The sequence below is a fragment of the Streptomyces sp. NRRL B-24572 genome (genome assembly GCF_002156145.1).
Classification (GTDB): domain Bacteria; phylum Actinomycetota; class Actinomycetes; order Streptomycetales; family Streptomycetaceae; genus Streptomyces; species Streptomyces vietnamensis.
Window position 1 is genome coordinate 1 of sequence record NZ_MWIG01001228.1, and the last position, 732, is coordinate 732.

The window sequence follows — 732 nt, forward strand, 5'->3', positions numbered from 1 at the left end:
GCGGAGAAGAACCCGTACTCGACCACCCGCCAGTACGCGGTCCGGTTCATCCACCGCCTCGACCCCACCGCCGCCGAACGCCGGTTCAAGGAGAAGCGCAAGGCGCGGATGGTGGAGAAGATGAACCTGGACGACGGCATGGCCCTGCTCCGCCTGTTGATGACCGCTCACGATGTGGCGCTCGCCTATGACCACATCGACCGCATCGCCAGGTCATTGCCCAAGGACGACCGGACGATGGACCAGAAGCGCTCCGACGTCGCCCGGGACCTGTTGTTGGGCAACGACACTCCCACCCCGCAGGGTCAGACGAAGGTGTACCTGACGATGCCGATCACCTCAGCCCTCGGCCTCACCCAGGACCCCGCCATCCTCGGCGGCTACGGCCCGATCCCCGCGCCCATCGCGAGGGAGATCGCGGCGGGTGGAGTGTGGAAGCGCATCCTCACCGACCCGGTGACAGGAGCGGCGGAAGAGATCAGCAACGTCTACCGGCCCACCGCGAAACAGCGAGAACTCATCGCGGCCAGGTATCCCACCTGCATGGCGATCGGTTGCAATCAGCCCGCGCACCGTTGCGATCTTGATCATTGTCGTCGCTACAACGGGGAGAACACGACGCTGGACAACCTCCGGCCGAAGTGCCGGAGGCATCACCGGATGAAGACCCACTCGAACTGGAAGTGCGAGAACCAAGAGGACGGAACGCACACCTGGACCACGCCGAGCGGG

1 protein-coding gene is annotated in these 732 nt (G+C 65.2%); it reads left to right on the forward strand.

What is annotated here, in order from left to right:
• Nucleotides 1-732: HNH endonuclease signature motif containing protein (locus CCN56_RS41465; protein WP_143664866.1), on the forward strand; the 732-nt coding region annotated here is incomplete at both ends.